17 protein-coding genes are annotated in these 17,156 nt (G+C 63.4%); 7 read left to right on the top strand and 10 right to left on the bottom strand.

Going from position 1 to position 17,156, the window contains the following annotated elements:
* Nucleotides 1-465 precede the first annotated feature (465 nt).
* From trmB to SB756_RS14195, 4 genes are all read right to left on the bottom strand, one after another.
* On the bottom strand, nt 466-1,188 hold the full coding sequence (gene trmB, locus SB756_RS14210) for a tRNA (guanosine(46)-N7)-methyltransferase TrmB (RefSeq protein ID WP_060516925.1): 723 nt from the start codon (nt 1,186-1,188) through the stop codon (nt 466-468).
* Between the two features lie 9 nt (nt 1,189-1,197).
* The gene (locus tag SB756_RS14205; protein ID WP_016489647.1) at nt 1,198-2,010 is read right to left on the bottom strand and encodes a thiazole synthase; all 813 of its coding nucleotides are present in this window, start codon (nt 2,008-2,010) and stop codon (nt 1,198-1,200) included.
* A 54-nt stretch (nt 2,011-2,064) separates the two neighbouring features.
* Nucleotides 2,065-2,265 carry a sulfur carrier protein ThiS gene (gene thiS, locus SB756_RS14200; protein ID WP_033692437.1) on the bottom strand — a complete coding sequence of 67 codons (201 nt, stop codon included), beginning with the start codon at nt 2,263-2,265 and terminating at the stop codon, nt 2,065-2,067.
* 102 nt (nt 2,266-2,367) lie between these two features.
* Nucleotides 2,368-2,739: a DUF423 domain-containing protein gene (locus tag SB756_RS14195; RefSeq protein WP_341797020.1), complete on the bottom strand. Its 372-nt coding sequence runs from the start codon at nt 2,737-2,739 to the stop codon at nt 2,368-2,370.
* Nucleotides 2,740-2,803: 64 nt separating this feature from the next.
* On the opposite strand from SB756_RS14195, the gene mtgA reads away from it, so the two are divergent.
* Nucleotides 2,804-3,517, top strand: coding sequence for a monofunctional biosynthetic peptidoglycan transglycosylase (mtgA, locus tag SB756_RS14190; RefSeq protein ID WP_410911053.1), 714 nt, complete (start codon nt 2,804-2,806; stop codon nt 3,515-3,517).
* A 133-nt stretch (nt 3,518-3,650) separates the two neighbouring features.
* Here the strand turns inward: mtgA and rpoH are convergent, their stop codons facing one another.
* The 4 genes from rpoH to ftsY all read right to left on the bottom strand — a co-directional run bounded on the left by rpoH (nt 3,651) and on the right by ftsY (nt 7,884).
* Nucleotides 3,651-4,505, bottom strand: a complete 855-nt coding sequence (rpoH, locus tag SB756_RS14185; RefSeq protein WP_003249083.1) for an RNA polymerase sigma factor RpoH — start codon at nt 4,503-4,505, stop codon at nt 3,651-3,653.
* 111 nt (nt 4,506-4,616) lie between these two features.
* Complete coding sequence (gene ftsX / locus SB756_RS14180; RefSeq protein ID WP_019473971.1) at nt 4,617-5,642, bottom strand: permease-like cell division protein FtsX; 1,026 nt, start codon at nt 5,640-5,642, stop codon at nt 4,617-4,619.
* Nucleotides 5,639-6,310 carry a cell division ATP-binding protein FtsE gene (ftsE, locus tag SB756_RS14175; protein ID WP_012274659.1) on the bottom strand — a complete coding sequence of 224 codons (672 nt, stop codon included), beginning with the start codon at nt 6,308-6,310 and terminating at the stop codon, nt 5,639-5,641. The genes ftsX and ftsE overlap by 4 nt, the downstream gene beginning before the upstream one ends.
* Before the next feature lie 2 nt (nt 6,311-6,312).
* Nucleotides 6,313-7,884, bottom strand: a complete 1,572-nt coding sequence (ftsY, locus tag SB756_RS14170; RefSeq protein ID WP_410911004.1) for a signal recognition particle-docking protein FtsY — start codon at nt 7,882-7,884, stop codon at nt 6,313-6,315.
* A 231-nt stretch (nt 7,885-8,115) separates the two neighbouring features.
* Here ftsY and SB756_RS14165 point away from each other — a divergent pair, with 231 nt between their 5' ends.
* The 6 genes from SB756_RS14165 (at nt 8,116) to SB756_RS14140 (ending at nt 15,362) form a co-directional block, all read left to right on the top strand.
* Entirely contained in the window at nt 8,116-9,471 is a 1,356-nt protein-coding gene (locus SB756_RS14165) for a M16 family metallopeptidase (RefSeq protein WP_410911003.1), read from the top strand.
* Nucleotides 9,464-10,954: a M16 family metallopeptidase gene (locus tag SB756_RS14160; RefSeq protein ID WP_410911002.1), complete on the top strand. Its 1,491-nt coding sequence runs from the start codon at nt 9,464-9,466 to the stop codon at nt 10,952-10,954. Before SB756_RS14165 ends, SB756_RS14160 begins: the two co-directional genes overlap by 8 nt.
* Nucleotides 10,954-11,556, top strand: coding sequence for a 16S rRNA (guanine(966)-N(2))-methyltransferase RsmD (rsmD, locus tag SB756_RS14155; protein WP_019473221.1), 603 nt, complete (start codon nt 10,954-10,956; stop codon nt 11,554-11,556). The genes SB756_RS14160 and rsmD overlap by 1 nt, the downstream gene beginning before the upstream one ends.
* Before the next feature lie 94 nt (nt 11,557-11,650).
* Entirely contained in the window at nt 11,651-12,952 is a 1,302-nt protein-coding gene (locus tag SB756_RS14150) for a M16 family metallopeptidase (protein WP_410911001.1), read from the top strand.
* Nucleotides 12,945-14,309 (top strand): M16 family metallopeptidase, encoded by a 1,365-nt coding sequence (locus SB756_RS14145; RefSeq protein ID WP_410911000.1) that lies wholly within the window; start codon nt 12,945-12,947, stop codon nt 14,307-14,309. The genes SB756_RS14150 and SB756_RS14145 overlap by 8 nt, the downstream gene beginning before the upstream one ends.
* Nucleotides 14,310-14,369: 60 nt before the next feature.
* A complete protein-coding gene (locus SB756_RS14140) occupies nt 14,370-15,362 on the top strand; it encodes a hydrolase (RefSeq protein ID WP_410910999.1) in 993 nt (330 codons plus the stop codon).
* A 174-nt stretch (nt 15,363-15,536) separates the two neighbouring features.
* Here SB756_RS14140 and SB756_RS14135 read toward each other — a convergent pair whose 3' ends face one another.
* Nucleotides 15,537-16,391: a sulfurtransferase gene (locus tag SB756_RS14135; protein ID WP_341797027.1), complete on the bottom strand. Its 855-nt coding sequence runs from the start codon at nt 16,389-16,391 to the stop codon at nt 15,537-15,539.
* A 35-nt stretch (nt 16,392-16,426) separates the two neighbouring features.
* The gene (locus tag SB756_RS14130) at nt 16,427-17,092 is read right to left on the bottom strand and encodes a TetR/AcrR family transcriptional regulator (RefSeq protein WP_341797028.1); all 666 of its coding nucleotides are present in this window, start codon (nt 17,090-17,092) and stop codon (nt 16,427-16,429) included.
* Between the last annotated feature and the right edge of the window lie 64 nt (nt 17,093-17,156).

The following is a 17,156-nucleotide window of genomic DNA, read 5'->3' as shown; positions in this document are numbered from 1 at the left end:
ATATGCCTTGGCCTCCGTGTTGGCGGGCCAATCTTCCAGCATCTAACCGGCACTTCGATGCCTTCGAAAACTCTGGGGACGTGTTCGGTGAAGTGGCCAGGTTAATGGCCCTTCGAAGTCAGTTACCGGCACGGTTCTCAGGCCGTGTCGAAGGGGCCGGAAAGCAGAATTCTTCTCCCACCCGACCCATCACCGAATTTTTCCCCACAGGAGCAACACGATGATAATTGGGATGCGCAATCAAAGCTGTTAACCGCGCAGACACACGTGATGCTGGATATTTCTGATCGTTGACGCGCCCTTTTTGGCTGCTTATGATCCCCTGACTGTGGGGACGTTTTCGGTGAAGTCCCAGAGCGAAGGATACTCAGTCCTGTCGCTCACAAAAAAACCGCCTTTCTCAAGGCGGTTTTTTTCGCCCGCATTTCTGCAAGCACCAGCACATCGAAAGGCCAGATCAGCCGATCAATCCGCCTTCTCGAACTTCAAGTCCCATACCCCATGCCCCAGCCGCTCGCCGCGGCGTTCGAACTTGGTGATCGGGCGCTCTTCCGGGCGTGGCACGTAGGTGCCGTCGGCTGCACGGTTGCGATAGCCCGGGGCGGCGCTCATCACTTCCAGCATGTACTCGGCATACGGCTCCCAGTCGGTGGCCATGTGGAACACGCCACCGGGCTTGAGCTTGCGACGTACCAGCTCGGCAAACTCCAGCTGGACGATGCGGCGCTTGTGGTGGCGCGCCTTGTGCCAAGGGTCTGGGAAGAACAGCATCAGGCGGTCGAGGCTGTTGTCCGCCACACAGCGGTTCAGCACTTCGATGGCATCGCAGTCGTACACCCGCAGGTTCTTCAGGCCCTGAGTCAGTACGCCGTTGAGCAGCGCGCCGACACCCGGGCGGTGAACTTCCACACCGATGAAGTCCTGCTCAGGCGCGGCAGCCGCCATTTCCAGCAGGGAATGGCCCATGCCGAAGCCGATCTCCAGGGTGCGCGGCGCCGAACGGCCGAACACCTGGTCGTAGTCCACCGGGCTGTCGGCCAGCGGCAGGATGTATAGCGGGCCGCCCTGGTCCAGGCCGCGTTGCTGGCCTTCGGTCATGCGCCCGGCGCGCATCACGAAGCTCTTGATGCGGCGGTGTGGGCGGGCTTCGCCGTCGGGGGTGATCGGCGTATCGTGCGATTCAGTCATCAGGAGCTCTTACTTGATCAGACCATCCAGCGGCGAAGAGGCGCTGGCATAGAGTTTCTTCGGCATACGGCCGGCCAGGTAGGCCATGCGACCGGCGACGATGGCGTGCTTCATGGCTTCGGCCATCAGCACCGGCTGCTGGGCGTGGGCGATGGCCGAGTTCATCAGCACTGCCTCGCAGCCCATTTCCATGGCGATGGTGGCGTCAGAAGCGGTACCTACGCCGGCATCGACCAGCACCGGCACCTTGGATTCTTCCAGGATGATCTGCAGGTTGTAGGGGTTGCAGATGCCCAGGCCGGTGCCAATCAGGCCAGCCAGCGGCATGACCGCGATGCAGCCGGCTTCGGCCAGCTGACGGGCGATGATCGGGTCGTCGCTGGTGTACACCATTACGTCGAAACCTTCCTTGACCAGCACTTCGGCGGCCTTGAGGGTTTCGATCACGTTGGGGAACAGGGTTTTCTGGTCGGCCAGCACTTCCAGTTTCACCAGCGTGCGGGATTCGTGCGACTTGCGCCCGTCCAGCAGTTCACGAGCCAGACGGCAGGTGCGCACCGCTTCCACCGCGTCAAAGCAGCCTGCGGTGTTCGGCAGGATGGTGTACTTGTCGGGCGACAGTACGTCGAGCAGGTTCGGCTCGCCCGCATTCTGGCCAAGGTTGGTGCGGCGTACGGCGACGGTGACGATTTCGGCACCCGAGGCCTCGGTGGCCAGGCGGGTTTCTTCCATGTCACGGTACTTGCCGGTGCCGACCAGCAGGCGCGACTGGAAAGTACGCCCGGCCAGGGTGAAGGGCTTGTCGCTACGAACGTTGCTCATCGTTGTTCCTCGGGAATAGGTTGCTGGGCTTGCTTGTAAACCGCCGGGCTGCTGTCAGCCACCACCGATGGCGTGGACCACTTCGACCTGGTCGCCGTCGTTCAGCAGCGTGCTGTCGTGCTGGCTACGCGGCACGATATCCAGGTTCAGCTCTACTGCCACACGGCGCCCGGTCAGTTCCAGGCGCGTCAGCAGGGCTGCAACGCTTTCGCCAGCAGGCAGTTCGTAAGGTTCACCGTTCAGTTGAATGCGCATGCGCACGGCCACCATTGTTCTTTGGGGCCCGCATTCTAGCGCCGAACCCACCTGCAACCCAAGGCCGGTGCACGCCATTAGTCGCGATTGTGGACCACTCGGTCAGCCCAGCCGCCAGGCTGCCAGGCCCAGGCACAGCCAGCCGGCCAGGAAGCACAGGCCGCCGATCGGCGTGATGATGCCCAGCTTGCCGAGGCCGCTGAGGGTCAGCAGGTACAGGCTGCCGGAGAACAGCACGATGCCTAAGGCAAACAGGCCGCCAGCCCAGCCGACCAGGCGCCCGGGCAGGTGTACCGAGAGCACGGCGACGGCGAAGATCGCCAAGGCATGCACCAGCTGGTAGGTCACGCCCGTGTGGAAGATCGCCAGGTAGTCTGCCGTCAGCCGGCTTTTCAGGCCGTGGGCAGCGAAGGCACCCAGGGCGACCCCGGTAAAGCCGAAAAAGGCGGCAAGCATCAGGAAGCTGCGAAGCATGGGACGACTCCTTGTATCGGGTCTGTATAATGGCCCCTTCCACCCGTACGGCCAAGCCATCGCCATGCTGCCAACCCTTCTCCGCCGCCTCTCCCGTGCCCTGCTATGGTTTGCTGCCGGCAGCATTGTGCTGGTACTGGTGTTCCGCTGGGTGCCACCACCCGGCACGGCCCTGATGGTCGAGCGCAAGGTGCAGTCTTGGGTGAATGGAGAATCCATCGATCTGCAGCGCGACTGGGAGCCGTGGGAGAACATCTCCGATGAGCTGAAGGTTGCCGTCATCGCCGGCGAGGACCAGAAGTTCGCCAGCCACTGGGGGTTCGACATCCCGGCTATCCAGGCGGCGCTGGCCTACAACGAGCGCGGCGGCAATGTTCGCGGTGCCAGCACCCTGACCCAGCAAGTGGCCAAGAACCTGTTCCTGTGGTCCGGGCGCAGCTGGTTCCGTAAAGGGCTGGAGGCCTGGTTCACGGCCCTGATCGAGCTGTTCTGGTCCAAGGAGCGGATTCTTGAGGTTTACCTGAACAGTGCCGAATGGGGCAAAGGCGTATTTGGCGCCCAGGCAGCGGCGCGTTATCACTTTGGTGTCGATGCCAGTCGGCTCAGCCGCCAGCAGGCCGCACAACTGGCCGCAGTGCTGCCAAGCCCGATCAAGTGGAGTGCCAGCCGGCCAAGTGCCTATGTGGCTAGCCGGGCGGGGTGGATTCGCCGGCAGATGAGCCAGTTGGGTGGGCCCGGTTACCTGATGCAGCTCGATACTTCGCGCAACAAGCTTTGAATTTTGCGGTGATGCGCAAATCGAGCGCCGCGCGGGCGGCGCTCGATCTCTCGGGCGTCACAACATTCACGCCGTGCACAAAAAAGCCGCTCGCCCCGTCGGGGCCAGCGGCTTCTCTACAACCAAGGCTCGATCAGGCTGCGATCAATGCCTTGACCTTGTTCATCGCATTTTTCTCCAGCTGGCGAATCCGCTCAGCCGATACGCTGTACTTGTCTGCCAGCTCATGCAGCGTGGCCTTCTCTTCCGCCAACCAGCGCTGATAGAGAATATCGCGGCTACGCTCGTCCAGCCCTTGCAGCGCTTCGTGCAGGTTGCTGGTGGAGTTATCGCTCCAGTCGGCATCCTCCAACTGCACCGCCGGGTCGTAACGGTGGTCTTCCAGATAATGCGCAGGCGACTGGAAGGCGCTGTCGTCGTCAGCTTCCGCTGCCGGGTCGAAGGCCATGTCTTGGCCACTCAGACGGCTTTCCATCTCACGCACTTCACGCGGTTCGACGCCAAGGCTTTCTGCCACGCGATGCACTTCGTCGTTGTTCAGCCACGCCAAGCGCTTCTTCTGGCTGCGCAGGTTGAAGAACAGCTTGCGCTGGGCCTTGGTGGTGGCCACCTTGACGATGCGCCAGTTGCGCAGAATGAACTCGTGGATCTCTGCCTTGATCCAGTGTACGGCGAACGACACCAGGCGCACGCCCATTTCCGGGTTGAAGCGCTTGACGGCCTTCATCAGGCCGACGTTGCCTTCCTGGATCAGGTCAGCCTGGGCCAGCCCGTAGCCGGCATAGCTGCGGGCGATATGTACGACGAAACGCAGGTGGGCCATCACCATTTGACGAGCGGCCTCGACATCCTGCTCATAATAGAGACGCTCGCCCAGATCACGCTCCTGCTCGACCGTCAGCAGCGGGATGCTGTTGACCGTGTGCACATAGGCTTCCAGGTTTGCACCGGGTACCAGGGCATAGGCAGGTTGCAACGATGTGGTCATTCAAGAACCTCCGACTTACTAAACTCGCGCCTTGTGGGCGCTGCCAACATTGACCTGGGACGACGGTACAAGTTCCGCAGTGAAGAAAATGTCAATGCTGGCACGTAAAAACTATCGCGGCGCCAGCTCGTTCAGATGACGAGCGACGGCAATCCATGCACCGATATACCCCAACAGCACCGCTCCGATCAAGAGCGACAGACCATCGGACGCCGGCACCCCGCCCAGGGCGAAGTCACTGCCGTACAGCCCGGAAAGCCCTACCACCGCGTCGTTGAGCCAGTTCAGGCCAAACGCCAGGATACCCCACGCCAGCAAGCCCGCACCCAGGCCATACAGGGCGCCCATGTACAGGAAAGGCCGGCGCACGTAGGCGTCAGTGCCGCCTACCAGCTTGATCACTTCGATCTCGACACGGCGGTTTTCAATGTGTAGACGAATTGTGTTACCGATTACTAACAGCAGGGCAGAAATCAGCATCACGGCCAGGCCGAAGACGAAGCGGTCACCCAGTTTGAGGATGGCCGCCAGGCGCTCGACCCACACCAGGTCCAGTTGCGCCACTTCCACCCGTGGCAGCTCCGACAGGCGCTGACGCAAGGCGTCCAGGGCCGGCTTGTCGACCTCGGTCGGGGTCACTACCACCACGCCAGGCAGCGGGTTGTCGGGCAGTTCGCGCAGGGCCTCGCCCAGCCCGGACTGCTGCTGGAATTCCTCCAGCGCCTGCTCGCGGCTGACAAATTGCGCGTCCGCCACCCCAGGCATGCCCTTGATCTCGTCGCGCAGCGCTTCACCATCGCGGCTGCCGGCATCGAGCTTGAGGTACAGCGAAATCTGCGCAGCGCGCTGCCACGAACCGCCCAGCTGCTCGACGTTCTTCAGCAGCAACGACAGGCCCATGGGCATGCTCAGCGCCACCGCCATCACCAGGCAGGTGAAAAAGCTGCCGATCGGCTGCTTGCCCAGGCGGCGCAGGCTGTCGGCCATGCTGGCACGGTGGCTTTCCAGCCAGGCATGCAGCAGTGTGCGGAAATCCGGGCCGTCATCGTCCTCGCCGCGCTTTTTCTTCTCCGGTTGCGGGTCGGCCGGCTTTGGCGCAACCCGCTCGGAAACCTTCGGCGTACGTATAGTGCTCATTGCCCGGCCTCCCCATCGCCGATCAAGCGGCCGCGCTGCAAGGTCAGCATGCGGTGGCGCATGCGCGCAATCAGTGCCAGGTCATGGCTGGCGATCAATACCGTGGTGCCCAGGCGGTTGATGTCCTCGAACACGCCCATGATCTCAGCTGCCAGGCGCGGGTCGAGGTTACCGGTGGGTTCGTCGGCCAGCAGCAGGGCCGGCTGGTGCACGATGGCGCGGGCGATACCCACCCGCTGCTGCTGCCCGGTGGACAGGTCGGCCGGGAACAGTTCGCCCTTGTCGGACAGCGACACACGCTCCAGCGCCGAATCCACGCGCTTGGCGATCTCGGCCTTGGACAAGCCGAGAATCTGCAGTGGCAAGGCGATGTTGTTGAACACCGTGCGGTCGAACAACAGCTGGTGGTTCTGGAACACCACGCCGATCTGCCGACGCAGGAACGGGATCTGCGCGTTGCTGATCTGGCCCAGGTCCTGACCGGCCAGCATGAGCTTGCCGCTGGTCGGGCGTTCCATGGCCAGCAACAAGCGCAGCAAGGTGCTCTTGCCGGCGCCCGAATGGCCGGTGACGAACAGGAATTCGCCCCGGCGCGCCCGGAAACTCAGCTCATGCAAACCCACATGACCATTGGGATAGCGCTTGGCAACCTGTTCGAATCGGATCATGGTCAGTCTCGCTCGGCGAACAGAGCCTTGACGAACGGCTCGGCTTCGAAGGTACGCAGGTCGTCGATGCCTTCACCAACACCGATGAAGCGGATCGGGATGTTGAACTGCTTGGCCAGGGCAAAGATCACCCCGCCTTTGGCGGTGCCGTCCAGCTTGGTCAGGGCCAGGCCGGTCAGTTCGACACTCTGGTTGAAGTACTTGGCCTGGCTGATGGCGTTCTGGCCGGTGCCGGCGTCGAGTACCAGCAGCACCTCGTGTGGCGCATCGGCGTCGAGCTTGCCGATCACCCGACGGACCTTCTTCAGCTCTTCCATCAAGTTGTCTTTGGTGTGCAGGCGGCCGGCAGTGTCGGCGATCAGCACGTCGGCGCCACGGGCCTTGGCGGCCTGCACGGCGTCGAAGATCACCGACGCGGAGTCGGCGCCGGTGTGCTGGGCGATCACCGGAATCTGGTTACGCTCGCCCCACACCTGCAGCTGCTCGACCGCGGCGGCACGGAAGGTGTCACCGGCAGCCAGCATGACTTTCTTGCCTTCCAGCTGCAGCTTTTTCGCCAGCTTGCCGATGGTGGTGGTCTTGCCGGCGCCGTTCACGCCAACCACCAGGATCACATAGGGCTTGTTCTGCGCCTGCACTTTCAGCGGTTGCTCGACCGGGCGCAGCAGCGCGGCCAGTTCTTCCTGCAGCGATTTGTAAAGCGCGTCGGCGTCGGCCAGCTGCTTGCGGGCAACCTTTTGGGTCAGGTTCTGGACGATGGCCGAGGTGGCTTCCACACCGACGTCGGCGGTCAGCAGGCGCGTCTCGATTTCGTCGAGCAGGTCGTCGTCGATGACCTTCTTGCCGAGGAACAGGCTGGCCATGCCCTCGCCGATACTGGCGCTGGTCTTCGAGAGGCCCTGCTTGAGGCGGGCGAAGAAGCCGGGTTTGGCTTGTTCGGTAACGGTTGCGACGGCTGCGGGAGCTGGCTCGGGCTCTGGTGCGACGGGCTCTGCCACCTGACGCTCGGGGATCGCTGGGGGGGCCTTTGGCTCCAGGTCTGGGACGAGAGCGACAGGTTCCTCGGCAACGGGCAGGACCAGGTTGCTGACAGGGGGTTCAACGGCTTGAGCAGCTACCGGCGCAGGGGTTTCGACCTGCGGAGCCGCAGGCTGCGCATTCGCGGGCACGCCCGCTCCCACAGGGGCCGGGGCAGGCTGAAGGGTCGGGACAACCTCTGCAGCCGGCGCAGGCTCGGGGGCCGGGACTGGGGCGGGTGCAGGCTCGAAGACCGGGGCGGCCACTGGGGTGGGCGCGGGCTCAAGGACCGGGGTAACCACTGGGGCAGTTGCCGGCTCGGCGGCCCGAGGCGCCTCGGTTGCAGGTACGGGGGTTTGTGCAACCACCGGCTCGACCGGAGCAGCTTCAGGGCGCTCGACGGCGGGCTGCGGCGCTACAGGCTCTGCAGCCTGCGGCTCTGGGGCTTGTGGCTGTTCGGCGACAGGTTGCTGCGGCTTCTTGCGAAACCAGCTGAACAGGCCTTTCTTCTCGCCAGCCTCGGCCGGCGCTTTCTTGTCGTCGTTGGAACCAAACATGGAGGACGGCTATCTCAGGGTAGCGATGAGCCAGCAATGGCCCATCGGGAATTCTCTCTACGCAGAACAGACTATCTTGAAGCCTGCTGGTTCATGCGCAACGTTTTGTCTTAGTGTCCTGCGGGCCAGAACGGCGACAGGCATGGTCGCCAGGCAACCGGATCAGTATCCTAGCACCTCCTGGCCCGCCGACGCTAAACCCAGCGGGCCGCCGAACAGGTTAAACACCTTATGAATGCTCTAGCCCGCCGCGCCGCTGGCCTGTTGCTCGGCACGCTCTGCCTGCCGCTCGTGGCCTTCGCCGCCGATGTGCAACCCACCCACGAATTCATCCTCGACAATGGCCTGAAGGTGGTCGTGCGCGAAGACCATCGCGCCCCGGTGGTGGTCTCGCAGATCTGGTACAAGGTCGGTTCCAGCTACGAAACCCCGGGCCAGACCGGTTTGTCCCATGCGCTGGAACACATGATGTTCAAGGGCAGCGCCAAGGTCGGCCCCGGCGAAGCTTCGCGCATCCTGCGTGACTTGGGTGCCGAAGAAAACGCCTTCACCAGCGACGACTACACCGCCTATTACCAGGTGCTGGCCCGCGACCGCCTGCCGGTCGCCCTGGAGCTGGAGGCCGACCGCCTGGCCAGCCTGCGCCTGCCGGCCGACGAGTTCAGCCGCGAAATCGAGGTAATCAAGGAAGAACGCCGCCTGCGCACCGACGATCAGCCCAACTCCAAGGCGTTCGAGCTGTTCCGCGCCATGGCCTACCCGGCCAGCGGCTACCACACGCCGACCATCGGCTGGATGGCGGACCTGGAGCGCATGAAGGTCGAAGAACTGCGCCACTGGTACGAGTCCTGGTACGCCCCCAACAATGCCACCCTGGTGGTGGTCGGCGATGTCACCGCCGACGAGGTCAAGGGCCTGGCACAGAAGTATTTCGGCAGCATTCCAAAGCGCGCCGTACCGCCGGCCAAGCTGCCACTGGAGCTGGCCGAGCCTGGCCAGCGCCAGCTGACCCTGCACGTACGCACCCAGCTGCCCAGCCTGATCTATGGCTTCAACGTGCCCGGCCTGCCCACCGCCAAGGACCCGCGCACCGTGCATGCCCTGCGCCTGATCTCGGCACTGCTCGACGGCGGCTACAGCGCCCGCATGCCGGCACGCCTGGAGCGTGGCCAGGAGTTGGTGGCCGGCGCCTCGTCCAGCTACAACGCCTTCACCCGCGGCGACAGCCTGTTCCTGATCTCGGCCACGCCGAACGTGCAAAAGCAGAAAACCCTCGACGATGTGGAGAAAGGCATCTGGCAGTTGCTTGAAGAACTCAAGACCACCCCGCCCAGCGCCGAAGAGCTCGAACGCGTACGCGCCCAGGTCATTGCCGGCCTGGTCTACGACCGCGACTCCATCAGCAGCCAGGCCACCACCATCGGCCAGCTGGAAACCGTCGGCCTGTCCTGGAAACTGATCGACAGCGAGCTGGACGAGCTCAAGCGCGTCACCCCGCAGGACATCCAGGACGCCGCGCGCACCTACTTCACCCGCGAACGCCTGAGCGTTGCCCATGTACTGCCCGAGGAGTCCGCTCATGAGTGATCGTCGCGCACCGCGCCCAACCCTCCTGGCCACGGGCATCCGCGCCCTGGCGCTGGCGGCAGTGCTGGCCGCCCCGGCCATGGCCGACAACGCCGCCAAGGCGGACACCAGCGCCGCCCGCCCGGCCAACACCTTGCAGTCGCTGGCCGAGCTGGATGGCAAGGCACCCAGCCGGCGCCAGCTGAACATCCAGCACTGGAGCACCGCTGAAGGCGCCCGTGTGCTGTTCGTGGAAGCCCGTGAACTGCCGATGTTCGACCTGCGCGTCACCTTTGCCGCCGGCAGCAGCCAGGACGCCGGAACACCTGGTTTGGCGGCGCTGACCAACGCCATGCTCAACGAGGGTGTGGCCGGCAAGGACGTCACCGCCATCGCCGAAGGTTTCGAAGGCCTGGGCGCAGACTTTGGCAACGGCTCCTACCGTGACATGGCCGTGGCGTCGCTGCGCAGCCTAAGCATCAAGGACAAGCGCGAACCTGCGCTCAAGCTGTTCACCGAAGTGGCCGGCAAGCCGACCTTCCCCGAGGACGCCCTCAAGCGCATCAAGAACCAGATGCTGGCCGGCTTCGAATACGAGAAGCAGAACCCCGGCAAGATCGCGGGCAAAGCGCTGTTCGGCAACCTCTATGGCGACCACCCCTACGCCCACCCAAGCGATGGCACCGCAGAGACCATCACCGGCATTACCCTGGCACAACTGCGCGCCTTCCACGCCAAGGCTTATACCGGCGGCAACGCAGTAATCGCTCTGGTCGGCGACCTCAGCCGTGCCGAGGCCGAAGCCATTGCCGCCCAGGTTTCGGCGGGCCTGCCCAAAGGCCCGGCGCTTGCCGCGCCAGCCCAGCCCAGCGAAGCCAAGGCCGGCCTGACCCACATCGACTTCCCGTCCAAACAGACTCACCTCATGCTGGCTGAGCTTGGTATCGACCGCCAGGACCCGGATTGGCCAGCCTTGTCGCTGGGTAACCAGATCCTCGGTGGTGGCGCCTTCGGTACCCGGCTGATGAGCGAAGTGCGTGAAAAGCGTGGCCTGACCTACGGCGTGTACTCGGTGTTCAGCCCCATGCAGGTGCGCGGCCCGTTCATGATCAACCTGCAGACCCGTGCCGAGCTCAGTGAAGGCACGCTCAAGCTGGTACAGGATATTCTTGCCGACTACCTGAAGACAGGCCCCACCCAGCAAGAGCTGGACGATGCCAAGCGCGAACTGGCCGGCAGCTTCCCGCTGTCCAATGCAAGCAACGCCAGCATCGTCGGCCAGTTGGGCGCAATCGGCTTCTACAATCTGCCGCTGACCTGGCTGGAGGACTTCATGCAGCAGTCCCAGGCCCTCACCGTCGAGCAGGTCAAGGCGGCCATGAACAAACACCTGTCAGCCGATAAACTGGTGATCGTCACCGTAGGCCCGAAAGTGCCACAAAAACCGCTGCCAGCCCCCACTGACAAGCCCTCCGAGCAAGCGCTCGGGGTACCGGAGCACTAATGCCAAGATCCACCCCTCCCGCCCGCCCGCAATCGGGCCAAAGCAAGGGCCAGGGCCACCTGCGCATCATCGCCGGCGAGTGGCGTAGCCGCCGCCTGGCGGTACCGGAAGGCGAAGGCCTGCGGCCAACGCCTGACCGCGTGCGCGAAACCCTGTTCAACTGGCTGGCGCCGCACATCGAGGGTGCCCGCGTTCTGGATGCCTTCACCGGCAGCGGTGCCCTGGTGCTCGAAGCCCTGTCTCGCGGCGCCAAGGATGCCGTGGCACTGGACAGCAACCCGGCGGCGATCGGCAACCTGAAGAACAACCTCGAAATCCTGCGTTGCCCGCGCGGGCAAATCCTGCAAACCGATGCCCTGCGCTACTTGCAAGGCCCGGCCAAGCAACAGTTCGACGTGGTGTTCCTCGACCCGCCGTTCCACCAGGACCTGCTGGCCAACACCTGCAACCTGCTGGAGCAAAACCAGTGGCTGGGCGAACAGGCGCTGATCTACACCGAAAGCGAAGCGGCGCCGTCAACACTGCCGATGCCCGGCAACTGGCGCCTGCACCGCGAGAAGAAAACCGGCCAGGTGCATTACGCGCTCTGGCAGCGAGGATGACCCGGTAAGCCGGGTTTGGCTTACTTAGTTACCGCATTCCCGCCGCCTGCGTGGCTGAAGCTGCTCCTTTGTTTCTTGAAGGAGCACTTCAACCATGACCGACCGCCCCTCCCCGCCCACACCGGCTAGCCGGGTAAGTGCTTTTACCCTCGCCAATGGCTTGCGCGTCTTTCTGCGCGAAGACCACCGCGCCCCGCTGGTCAGCGCACAGCTGTGGTATCACGTGGGTTCCAGCTACGAGCCCGAAGGCCATACCGGCCTTTCGCATGCCCTTGAGCATTTGCTGTTCGAAGGCAGCAGCAAACTGGCTGGGGGGCAATACTCCTCCCTCATGACCCACTTGGGTGGTGAGGCAAATGCATTCACCCTCCCCGATGCCAAGGCCTTTCCGCTGACGTTGCCCGCCAGCCGCCTGGAGATCGCCCTGGAAGCCATGGCCGATATCATGGCCAGCGCCACCCTCAGCGATGCACATTTTGCCCGCGAACTGGCGGTTGTCATGGCTGAACGACGCGAAGACGTTGATAACGACCCATGGTCGCAGGCCCTGGAACATCACCTGCTGCTGGCCTATGACAACCGCGGCTATGGCACGCCCGCGATCGGCTACAAGACTGACCTCGGCCACATGACACCCGCCGCGGCACGCACGTGGTACCGGACCTGGTACCACCCCAACAACGCGACGCTGGCAGTGGCCGGCGACATTACCTTGGCGCAACTGCAAACGCTGGTAACGCGACACTTCGCAGCGATCCCCGCTCATCGCCTGCCGGCCCGGCAAATACCTGTAGAGCCCTCCAGCCTGGTTCGGCGCGTTCAAACCTTGCGCCAGCACGGCCTGCACACGGGCGTGATCATCAGTTTCAACCTACCCAGTCAATGCACCGCCCGGTCTGACTCACAAGCGTATGCACTGCGCCTGCTGCCCCAGATTCTTGCCCAAGGCCAGGCCAGCCTCCTCCAGCGCCTGCTCGTGCTTGATGAACCGGTCCTGCAAGGTGTGTGGTCGGACTATGAACCCTGGCAACGAGGGGACAGCCTGCTGACGTTTTACGCGTTCTGCAGCCCGCAGGTTGCACCCGAGGCGGCGGCAGAACGGCTGCTGATGGAAATCGAAGCGTTCCGACAGTCAGCGCCCAGCAAAGAAGACCTCCAGCGCGCCAAGGCACGGCTTCTGGCCGAGCGATTATTCGACAGGGACGATATCGGCAAGCAGGCAGAAGCCATCGGCAAGCAGGCCGCCTGCGGCCTGGACCCTGTTGCACTGGAGGATGAACGGCAAGCCATCGGAGCCGTGACAGCCGAGCAGGTAGGCCTGGCCGCTTATGACTTCCTGACCGAATCCCGGACCACCATCACCTTTACGCATCACAAGGAAAGCGCTGATGAATGACTCGAATTCATACCCCACTGCAGATAGCCCTGTTCATGGTGGTCTGGTGTCGGCCCAAGGGGTTGATCTGGACCTCTTCGAACCCATTGATACCCACGTCCAGGCGTGGACAACGGATAGCGGCACAGCGGTGAAGTTCGTCGAAGCCCGAGGGCTGCCAATAGTCGATATCGTGCTGCAATTCAGGGCCGGTACAACCCAGGACACCGTACTCCCCGGCCTGGCATCCCTGGCGTTCTACATGCTCGAAGAGGGCAGCCAGCAGCACACCGCCACTCAGCAAGCAGAGCAACTGGAGCGCCTGGGCGCTGTCATGGAAAAGCAGATCCGCCTGGAGCACGCAACCCTGAGCTTGCGAAGCCTGAGCACCGAAGCACTGTTCGAACCGGCACTGGCGCTTTTCATCGACCTTGTGGCACGCCCTGCCTTCACCGCTGACGCGCTAGCCAAGATAAAAAGCCAACTGCTGCGGCACGATGCATCTCGCGAGAAGCACCCTCGCCTGAGAGCGCGTAGCGAAGCTTTTCGTCATATGTTCAGTGGTCATCCATATGGCAACCCATCGGGCAGCACTCCGCAAGGGATAGACCAGGTTACCCCGGAGGATCTGAGGCGCTTCCACCAACGTGCCTACTGCGCCAGTAACCTGGACATCGTAGTAGTAGGGGACCTTTCCCTTGCACAGGCTCAGGCCGTTTCACAACAGATCAGTCAGGCGCTGCCCCAAGGCTGGTCCGCAATCGAGCTGCCGGCCGCTGCTCCAGCAACCGGCACCACGCTCAGCGTCGAACAGCCTGGCGCAAGCAGTGCCGTCCTGATTGCATTACCCATGAGCGTGCCCGCCAATCATCCGCAATATCCGGCCCTGGTGTTGGCGAGTGAAGTATTGGGGTCGGGAATTGCGTCACGCTTGATGAATGAACTGCGGCACCGCCGCGGGTTGACGTATGGCATCTACACTCGGGTAAATGCTTTGAGCGCAGGTGGCCTGTTCAGCGCCGAATGGGATATCGCGCCAGAATACGTCGAAGGCTCTCAAGTACTGGTTGAAACGTTGCTGCGCGAGTTCATCGAACAAGGGCCAACCCAGGCCGAGCTGCAAGTGGCGCGCAAGCAACTGGCAGGGCAACTGCTGCGCGATGTGGCACAGAACAAGCTGCTGGCAGCCTTGCTCACACAAATTACCCATCAACGCCAGCCCGCCGACTTTCTCGACAGCTGCATCGAGCGCCTCGCCAGGCTGACACCGGCAGATGTCCGCGCCGTCATGCAGCGTCAGCTCGATTTGAGCCAGGCGGTACGCGTCAGTGTCGGCCCACCCACCGCGCAACAACCACTGCCGGCCACCGACCAATAGCGCAGGTACTGTGGCGCTTTTTCATGGCACTCTAGGCAAGCACATCATGAGTTGCCCAGCATGCCCAGCCCAAGCGCCACCTTCCGTCCGGCCATCGGCCTGTCCAACCCCCACCTGCAGACGCTGTGGGGCCCCTTGTGGCGCAAGCTGCCTGAGCTGCAGCGCAACCGCGAGCGCCTGTGGCTGGCCGACGGCGATTTCATCGATCTCGACTGGCATGGCCCGCATCAGGCACAGGCGCCACTGGTGCTCGTGCTACATGGGCTGACCGGCTCGTCCCATTCACCCTACGTCAAAGGGTTGCAGCAAGCGCTGCAAAACCGCGGCTGGGCCAGCGTGGCGGTGAACTGGCGTGGTTGCTCAGGCGAACCCAACCTGCTGCCGCGCAGCTACCATTCCGGAGCCAGCGAAGACCTGGCAGAAATTGTCAGCCACCTGCACGCCCAGCGACCGTTGGCGCCGCTGTATGCGGTGGGTTACTCGCTGGGTGGCAATGTGCTGTTGAAATACCTGGGAGAGAGCGGCGTTGCCAGCCAGCTGGAGGCGGCAGTTGCCGTGTCGGTGCCCTTTCGCCTGGACCACTGCGCCGACCGTATCGGCCAGGGCTTTTCCAAGGTGTACCAGGCGCATTTCATGCGCGAGATGCTGGCGTATGTTCAGCTCAAGCAGCGGCACTTCCACGAGCAGGGCGAGCATGAACGGCTGGCGGCGCTGGAGCGCCTGGGGCAACTGACCAACTTGCGCACGTTCTGGGACTTCGACGGCAAAGTCACGGCACCGCTCAATGGCTTTCGCGATGTGCACGACTACTATCGCCGCTCATCGAGCCACTTCTTCCTCGGCCATAACCGCACCCCGACGCTGATCATCCATTCCAGCGATGACCCGTTCGTGGCCGGCCAGAGCCTGCCTACGGCCCGTGAACTGGCACCCCAGACCCGCTTCGAACTGCACCGCCGCGGTGGCCATGTGGGGTTTGTCGATGGCAGCCTGCGCAACCCGGGGTACTACCTGGAGCGGCGGATTCCGCAGTGGCTGGTCGAAGGCCAGTAAGAACCGCAGTTTTCATTGGCAGTACCGGCCTCATCGCCGGCAAGCCAGCTCCCACAGGGATCGCGCAAGCTTTGGAATGTGAGCAAGGCAATAGCTCCCACAGGTAGGGCACAGCCCTGATGGGCAGTGACGTACCTGTGGGAGCTGGCTTGCCGGCGATGAGGCCGGACCTGCTTACTCGCCGGTAGCTACGGCATGCTGCGGGTTGTTGATCCACTCGCTCCACGACCCGGCGTACAGCTTGCCCAGCGGATACCCTGCCAGCGCCATCGCAAACAGGTTATGGCAAGCCGTCACCCCAGACCCGCAGTAAGACACCAATTGCTCCGGTGCCCGCCCGGCCAGCTTTTCGGCAAAGCGCTGCTTGAGTTGATCCACAGGCAAGAAGCGACCATCAGCCCCCAGGTTGTCGGTAAACGCCGCGCACTGGGCCCCGGGAATATGCCCCGCCACCGGGTCGATCGGCTCTACTTCACCGCGAAAACGCGGCAAGGCACGCGCATCGATCAAGGTCAGGTCAGTGCTGCCCAGGCGCTTGCCCAGGTGTTCGGCATCGATCAGCAGCTTGGCATCCGGCTCACCACTGAAGGTGCCTTCACGTTTGGACGGTGAGTCCAGGCTCAACGGCAGGTGCGCCGCATGCCAAGCCTTCAGGCCACCATCGAGGATCGCCACGCCGTTGCGCTTGCCAAGCCAGGCCAGCAGCCACCAGGCCCGGGCGGCAAAGGCGCCAGGGCCGTCGTCGTACAGCACCACCTCGCTGTCGTTGTCCAGGCCCCACTCGCGCAGGCGCTCCACCAGCCGGCGCGCATCGGGCAGCGGATGGCGCCCGGTGTGCCCCTTGCTCACCGGCCCGCTGAGGTCGCGGTCCAGGTCGGCAAAATGCGCCCCGGCAATATGCCCCTGGGCATAGCTGCGTTGGCCGTAGTCCACATCCTCGAGGGCAAAGCGACAGTCGAGGATCACCAACTTGGGCGAGCCCAGACGCTCGGCCAACTGCTGCGGGGTGATCAATTGCGCAAGGGGCATGACAATCTCCTGATCGATGGCACTAGGGCCCTGGGTCAATGTTCCAGAGCCTGGTTGAACGGTACATGGAATTCCTTGCACAGGGCGTCCACAGCACTGCGCGCACCCTCGGTGACGTAGCCGAGTTCCAGCACCAGCACCTGATAGACGCCCCGCTTGAAGGCTTCTTCACCCAGGTGCGCGGAATGTTCACGCGTAGTGCTGAGGAAACGGACCCAGGACGTCAGCACGATCCAGGCATTGATGGTCAGCGATTCGATCTGCGCCGGCGCCATGGTCAGGATGCCCGCCTCGACAAAGCCGCGGTAGATCGCCTGGCCCTGGCGCAGGCAGCGCTCGGAAAAACGCCGGTAACGGGCGGCCAGCTCCGCGTCGCTGTCCAGCAGGTGCTCCAGGTCGCGGTGCAGGAAGCGGTAGTTCCACATCGCCGCGAGCAAGGCCTTGAGGTAGAACCGCTTGTCCTCCACGGTTGCCTGGCGGCCTTGCGGCGGGCGCAGGAAGCTGTCTACCAGTTCTTCATACTGGCTGAACAACAGGGCAATGATCGCCTGCTTGTTGGGGAAGTGGTAATACAGGTTGCCGGGCGAGATTTCCATGTGCGCGGCAATGTGGTTGGTACTGACGCTGCGTTCGCCCTGCTGGTTGAACAGCTCCAGGCTGTTCTGCACGATGCGCTCTCGGGTCTTCATGCGCGGGGCCATGCTCAGCTCCCAGTCTGCGGGCTTTCATCAAAGGGTCATCTTACGGCGTATTACAGGTGGAATG

Source organism: Pseudomonas sp. SIMBA_068, from assembly GCF_046534705.1.
GTDB classification, from domain to species: Bacteria; Pseudomonadota; Gammaproteobacteria; order Pseudomonadales; family Pseudomonadaceae; genus Aquipseudomonas; species Aquipseudomonas putida.
The sequence above is the reverse complement of the archived record's forward strand: the minus strand, read 5'-3'. Positions and strand labels throughout refer to the sequence as shown.